This is a genomic window from Buttiauxella sp. (genome assembly GCF_035271705.1).
Taxonomy (GTDB): domain Bacteria; phylum Pseudomonadota; class Gammaproteobacteria; order Enterobacterales; family Enterobacteriaceae; genus Buttiauxella.
In genome coordinates this window covers 1-6,138 of the sequence record NZ_DATERI010000154.1, presented here as the reverse complement: position 1 = coordinate 6,138, position 6,138 = coordinate 1, and the positions used below count along the sequence as shown (strand labels likewise).

Here is a 6,138-nt window from a genome sequence, read left to right as displayed (position 1 = left end):
CAACGCACTGAGCGAATTGTCTACCGGTGCGGGCTATCCGATTACTGAAACGCTGAGCGGCAGCGGCGATCTTGGCCAGGTTTTGGTGGATGCAATTAAGAAGTACGACATGGATTTAGTGGTCTGTGGTCATCACCAGGATTTCTGGAGCAAACTGATGTCCTCTGCTCGCCAGCTGATCAACACCGTTCACGTTGATATGTTGATTGTTCCATTGCGTGACGAAGACGAAGATTAATTTACCCTTCGTCTTTCACGCTGCAAGTGCGTTGGCTGTGATCTCTTGCTGCCTTCCTGCAACATGAAATACATAGGGAATCAATACTTTGGAGCCCCGCATTGCGTGACATCGTTAGTTTAAGAATGAGATATCCGGGGCGACCACCGGGTTTGGCGTCCCTCCGGGAACCAAATCCCGGTGTTTCCCCTCATTCATTGGCTTAAGTGAACGGTGTTACCGCACTGCGGGGCTTTTCGATAACTTAAACGGCTGTACCCGAATAAATATCAAAACGGTGCCCTTTGGTCACCACCGCATTATGCGTTTCCACACCTGCCAACGGCGGTGCGTAATCCGGGCGTTTCACCACCACGCGTTTTGTGGCGAGCAACCGTGCAGGTGCCAGTAAACCATCTGCATCTTCGTCCGGCCCAACCAGCGACTGGAACACGCGCATCTCTTTCTTCACCAGCGCACTTTTCTGCTTATGTGGGAACATTGGGTCGAGATAAACCACTTCCGGACGCGGCGTGATATCGCTTAATGCCGTCAGGCTCGAGGCATGGATAAGTTGCAAACGCTCCTGCAACCAGCCGCCAATTTCGGCGTCCTGGTAACCACGACGTAAACCATCATCCAGCAACGCGGCGACCACCGGATTACGCTCCAACATTCGCACTCGGCAGCCAACAGATGCCAGCACAAATGCATCACGTCCTAGCCCCGCGGTGGCATCCACCACATTGGGCAGATATCCGCTCTTAATCCCCACCGCTTTTGCGACGGCCTCACCGCGTCCACCGCCAAACTTGCGGCGATGCGCCATAGCTCCCGAGACAAAATCGACAAAAATACCGCCGAGTTTTGGCTCATCGCGTTTACGCAACTCAAGGTGTTCTGGGGTTAAAACCAACGCCATCAGGGACTCGTCATCGTGCTCGAGACCCCAGCGTTCACTCAAAATAGATAAGGCGCCGGAGTCGGCGCCTGTTTCAGTCAATAGACAGATTTTCACAGAATAAATCAGCCCTTAATCCCGTAATGGGCCAGCATCGCATCCAACTGAGGTTCACGGCCACGGAAGCGTTTGAACAGCTCCATTGGCACCTCAGAACCGCCACGGGTCAGGATGTTATCGAGGAAAGACTGCCCGGTTTCGCGGTTGAAAATACCTTCATCTTCAAAGCGCGAGAATGCATCCGCCGCCAGCACATCAGCCCACAGATAGCTGTAGTAACCCGCAGCATAACCCCCCGCAAAGATATGGCTGAACGCATGTGGGAAACGGCCCCACTTCGGCGATGGCACCACGGCAACCAGCTTCTTGATCTCAAACAGAGTTTCTAGCACTTTCGCGCCCTGCTCTGGATTAAATTCAGCGTGCAGACGGAAGTCGAACAAACCGAACTCAAGCTGACGCAGAATAAACAGCGCAGCCTGGTAGTTCTTCGCCGCCAGCATTTTATCCAGCAGCTCTTTTGGCAATGGCTTGCCCGTTTCGTAATGGCCAGAGATAAACGCCAGCGCTTCCGGCTCCCAGCACCAGTTTTCCATAAACTGGCTCGGCAGCTCAACGGCATCCCACGGCACACCGTTGATGCCAGAAACACCTGCGGTTTCCACTTTGGTCAGCATATGGTGCAAACCGTGGCCAAACTCATGGAACAGCGTGGTCACTTCGTCATGGGTAAACAGCGCAGGTTTGCCATTAACCGGACGATTAAAGTTACAGATCAGGTAAGCGACAGGCTTTTGCAGCGAGCCGTCAGCTTTGCGTAGCTGGCCTACGCAATCGTCCATCCACGCCCCACCGCGTTTGTTTTCACGCGCATACAGGTCGAGGTAGAAGCTACCGCGCAACTCATTTTTCTCGTCATACAGTTCGAAGAAACGCACGTCAGAATGCCAGACATCGATGTCTTTACGCTCTTTTGCGGTGATGCCATAAATGCGTTTCACCACTTCGAACAAACCATTTACTGCGCGCTCTTCCGGGAAATACGGGCGCAGTTGCTCGTCGCTGATGCTGTACAAATGCTGCTTCTGTTTTTCGCTGTAATAGGTGATGTCCCACGGTTCCAGCTCATCAACATTGAACTCTTTTTTGGTAAACTCGCGCAGTTGTGCCAGTTCAGCTTCACCTTGCGGACGGGCGCGTTTAGCGAGATCGGTTAAGAATTCCAGCACTTGCTGCGGGTTCTCAGCCATTTTAGTGGCGAGTGATTTTTCCGCGTAATTACCAAAGCCCAGCAATTCTGCCAGTTCGTGACGCAGTGCGAGAATTTCTTCCATCACTGGCGTGTTATCCCACTTCCCTGCGTTCGGTCCTTGATCAGAGGCGCGAGTGGCGTAGGCACGATACATTTCTTCGCGCAGTTCGCGGTTGTCGCAGTAGGTGAGGACAGGTAAATAGCTTGGGATATCCAGCGTTAACAGCCAACCGTCTTTCTCTTTCGCTTCAGCTTGGTCACGTGCTGCCGCCATGGCGCTTTCCGGCATACCCGAAAGTTCGGCATCGTCAGTGACAAGCTTCGTCCAGCCCTGTGTCGCATCCAACACGTTGTTGCTGTAGGTCGAACCTAACTCAGACAAACGCGCCGCAATTTCGCCATAACGCTTTTGTTTTTCTTCTGGCAGCCCAATACCTGAAAGCTCAAAATCACGCAGTGCGTTATCCACCGCCTTCTTCTCGGCAACGCTGAGATCAGCATAATTCGCGCCATCACGCAGATTGCGATACGCCTGATAAAGCCCTTCGTTCTGGCCTACCCAAGTGCTGTATTCGGACAGCAACGGCAGCGTCTGCTCGTAAACCTCACGCAGTTCCGGGCTGTTTTGCACCGCATTCAAATGACTCACTGGCGAGAAAATGCGCCCCAGGCGGTCATCCACTTCAGCCAGCGGCTGGCAAAGATTTTCCCAGGTATAAGGTGCGCCCTGCGCCACCACACTTTCGACTTTCGCACGGCAATCATCCAGTGCTTGCTGCACAGCAGGGACAATATGTTCAGGTTTCAATGCGGAAAACGGCGGCAGGTCGAAAGGCGTCAACAATGGATTAGTCATAAGCGCGGTTCCTGATATCTGATAAGTAGAGCGCCAGGTGCTCCACAGGAAATTTATATACCCTAAATAATTCAAGCAGTAGGTCGGCGGCAAGGAAGAGAATCCCCTGGAGCTTACTTGGGTCAGTGACCGGGGTGAGCAAACGCTGCCAACACACCTACAGCTTGAAGTATGACGGGTATAAAGCAATACCCTTTAACATGAGGCTTAGTGTAGTTAATTTCAATGCCAGGCGGCGAGCATAAGGCTGTATACTGTGCAGAATAGTTGTTCTTCTTTTGTCTTTGGAAACCCTTCAAGCCATGCTCAGTTATCGCCACAGCTTTCACGCCGGCAACCATGCCGACGTATTGAAACATACCGTTCAATCCTTAATCATTGAATCGTTGAAGGAGAAGGATAAACCTTTCCTTTACCTGGACACGCATGCGGGAGCTGGCCGATACAAACTGAGCAGCGAACACGCTGAGCGTACCGGTGAATACCTGGAAGGTATCAGCCGTATCTGGCAACACGATGATTTGCCAGCTGAACTTGAAGCCTATATTGGCGCGGTTAAAGCTTATAACCACGGTGGGCAACTGCGTTACTACCCAGGCTCTCCGCTGATTGCACGTCAACTTCTGCGCGAGCAAGACAGCCTGCAACTGACCGAACTGCACCCGTCAGATTTCCCGCTGCTGCGTTCTGAATTTCAGAAAGACAATCGCGCTCGCGTTGAACGCGCTGACGGCTATACCCAACTGAAGTCAAAACTGCCGCCAGTTTCGCGTCGCGGTCTGATTCTTATCGACCCGCCGTACGAGATTAAAACTGACTACCAGGCTGTCGTCACTGGTATCAACGAAGGCTATAAGCGTTTTGCGACAGGCACTTATGCGCTGTGGTATCCGGTCGTTATGCGTCAGCAAATCAAACGTATGCTGCGCGAGCTGGAAGAAACCGGTATTCGCCGTATTCTGCAAATCGAATTAGCGGTTCTTCCGGACAGCGACCGTCGCGGCATGACCGCCTCCGGTATGATTGTTATCAACCCACCGTGGAAACTCGAGCAGCAAATGGCTAATGTACTGCCGTGGCTGCATAAAACGCTGGTGCCATCTGGCAACGGCTCGACCACGCTAAGCTGGGTAGTTCCTGAGTAAACCCACCACTAAATAATTCGAGTTACAGCCAACGCCCTGTAACTTGAAGTATGAAGTGGGGCTATCAGAGCTATCGGTGGAACCAATTTCTCGACGCGCTACAATTGCGAAAATTTTTTCGACTCAATAGGGAAACATCATGACCAAACATTATGACTACCTCGCCATTGGCGGCGGCAGCGGCGGCATTGCCTCCATTAACCGTGCGGCAATGTATGGGAAGAAATGCGCACTCATTGAGGCGAAAGAGTTGGGTGGCACCTGCGTCAACGTCGGTTGCGTGCCGAAAAAAGTCATGTGGCATGCGGCGCAAATCGCAGAAGCTATCCATAACTACGGCCCGGATTACGGTTTTGACACCACGGTGAATAAATTCGACTGGGACAAACTGATCGCCAGCCGCACCGCGTATATCGACCGTATCCACACCTCTTACGACAACGTTCTGGGTAAAAACAACGTTGACGTGATTCGTGGCTTTGCCAAATTTGTTGATGCACACACGGTTGAAGTTAACGGCGAAACCATCACCGCAGACCACATTCTGATTGCAACCGGTGGCCGCCCAAGCCGCCCGTCAATTCCGGGTGCTGAAAACGGTATTGATTCCGATGGTTTCTTTGCACTGCCTGCGCTGCCAAAACGTATTGCGGTGGTGGGTGCGGGTTATATCGCCGTTGAAATCGCTGGTGTGGTGAACGCGCTGGGTTCCGAAACGCATCTGTTTGTGCGCCAACACGCGCCGCTGCGTACTTTTGATCCGCTGATTGTCGAAACGTTGCTGGAAGTGATCAACACCGAAGGCCCAACGCTGCACACTCAAGCCGTGCCGAAAGCCGTTGAGAAGAATGCCGATGGCAGCCTGACGCTGCATCTGCAAGATGGCCGTTCTGAGACTGTAGATTGCCTGATTTGGGCGATTGGCCGTGAACCTGCAACGGACAGCTTCAATTTGGCTGTTACCGGTGTGAAAACCAACGCTAAAGGCTATATCGACGTCGATAAATTCCAGAACACCAGCGTGTCGGGTATTTACGCCGTGGGTGATAACACCGGTGCGGTGGAACTCACACCCGTTGCTGTGGCAGCGGGTCGTCGCCTGTCTGAGCGTCTGTTTAACAACAAGCCAGACGAGCATTTAGATTTCAGCAACGTCCCAACGGTGGTGTTCAGCCATCCGCCAATCGGCACTGTGGGTTTAACCGAGCCACAAGCGCGTGAGCAATACGGCGATGACAACGTGAAAGTGTATAAATCTTCCTTCACCGCGATGTATACCGCTGTGACTTCACACCGCCAGCCATGCCGTATGAAACTGGTTTGTGCAGGCCCGGACGAGAAAATTGTCGGCATTCACGGTATCGGCTACGGTATGGATGAAATGCTGCAAGGCTTTGCGGTGGCACTGAAAATGGGCGCGACTAAGAAAGATTTCGATAACACCGTGGCCATTCACCCGACCGGCTCAGAAGAATTCGTTACTATGACTCGTTAGCGTAGAAACGATAAGTAGACACATTTTTTTTCTGGAAAAGAAACTAAAATGACCACACATGAAGTGTGGTCTTTTTTTTGGATTCTAAGGAAAAGAAATGGCACGATTAGTAGCTTCTGCGGATACGTACTCCCACTGTAATATCTCAAGAGACTCGAACAATGAGTTGATCATATCTCCTCAAGGGAAAAACTTAGGTACATTACCTACAC

Annotated in this window: 5 protein-coding genes; 3 read left to right on the top strand and 2 right to left on the bottom strand. The window is 52.0% G+C overall.

Annotated elements, in window-relative coordinates; all coding sequences use genetic code 11:
- The coding region (locus VJY99_RS14170) for a universal stress protein (protein WP_324119546.1) at positions 1–238 on the top strand (238 nt) is incomplete at its 5' end.
- 244 nt (positions 239–482) lie between these two features.
- On the opposite strand, the gene rsmJ is transcribed toward VJY99_RS14170, so the two are convergent.
- Both rsmJ and prlC read right to left on the bottom strand, forming a co-directional pair.
- Positions 483–1,235 carry a 16S rRNA (guanine(1516)-N(2))-methyltransferase RsmJ gene (gene rsmJ / locus VJY99_RS14165; protein WP_324119544.1) on the bottom strand — a complete coding sequence of 251 codons (753 nt, stop codon included), beginning with the start codon at positions 1,233–1,235 and terminating at the stop codon, positions 483–485.
- An 8-nt stretch (positions 1,236–1,243) separates the two neighbouring features.
- Positions 1,244–3,286, bottom strand: a complete 2,043-nt coding sequence (prlC, locus tag VJY99_RS14160; RefSeq protein ID WP_324119543.1) for an oligopeptidase A — start codon at positions 3,284–3,286, stop codon at positions 1,244–1,246.
- A gap of 302 nt (positions 3,287–3,588) precedes the next feature.
- On the opposite strand from prlC, the gene VJY99_RS14155 reads away from it, so the two are divergent.
- Together VJY99_RS14155 and gorA are read left to right on the top strand one after the other, a co-directional pair.
- Positions 3,589–4,431 carry a 23S rRNA (adenine(2030)-N(6))-methyltransferase RlmJ gene (locus tag VJY99_RS14155; RefSeq protein WP_324119541.1) on the top strand — a complete coding sequence of 281 codons (843 nt, stop codon included), beginning with the start codon at positions 3,589–3,591 and terminating at the stop codon, positions 4,429–4,431.
- A gap of 139 nt (positions 4,432–4,570) precedes the next feature.
- Positions 4,571–5,926, top strand: coding sequence for a glutathione-disulfide reductase (gene gorA / locus VJY99_RS14150; protein ID WP_324119539.1), 1,356 nt, complete (start codon positions 4,571–4,573; stop codon positions 5,924–5,926).
- Positions 5,927–6,138: the final 212 nt, after the last annotated feature.

Excerpts from the sequence above, each read along its gene's own strand:
- prlC (WP_324119543.1), bottom strand. The coding sequence starts at position 3,286 with ATGACTAATCCATTGTTGACGCCTTTCGACCTGCCGCCGTTTTCCGCA.
- VJY99_RS14155 (WP_324119541.1), top strand. The coding sequence starts at position 3,589 with ATGCTCAGTTATCGCCACAGCTTTCACGCCGGCAACCATGCCGACGTA.
- gorA (WP_324119539.1), top strand. The coding sequence starts at position 4,571 with ATGACCAAACATTATGACTACCTCGCCATTGGCGGCGGCAGCGGCGGC.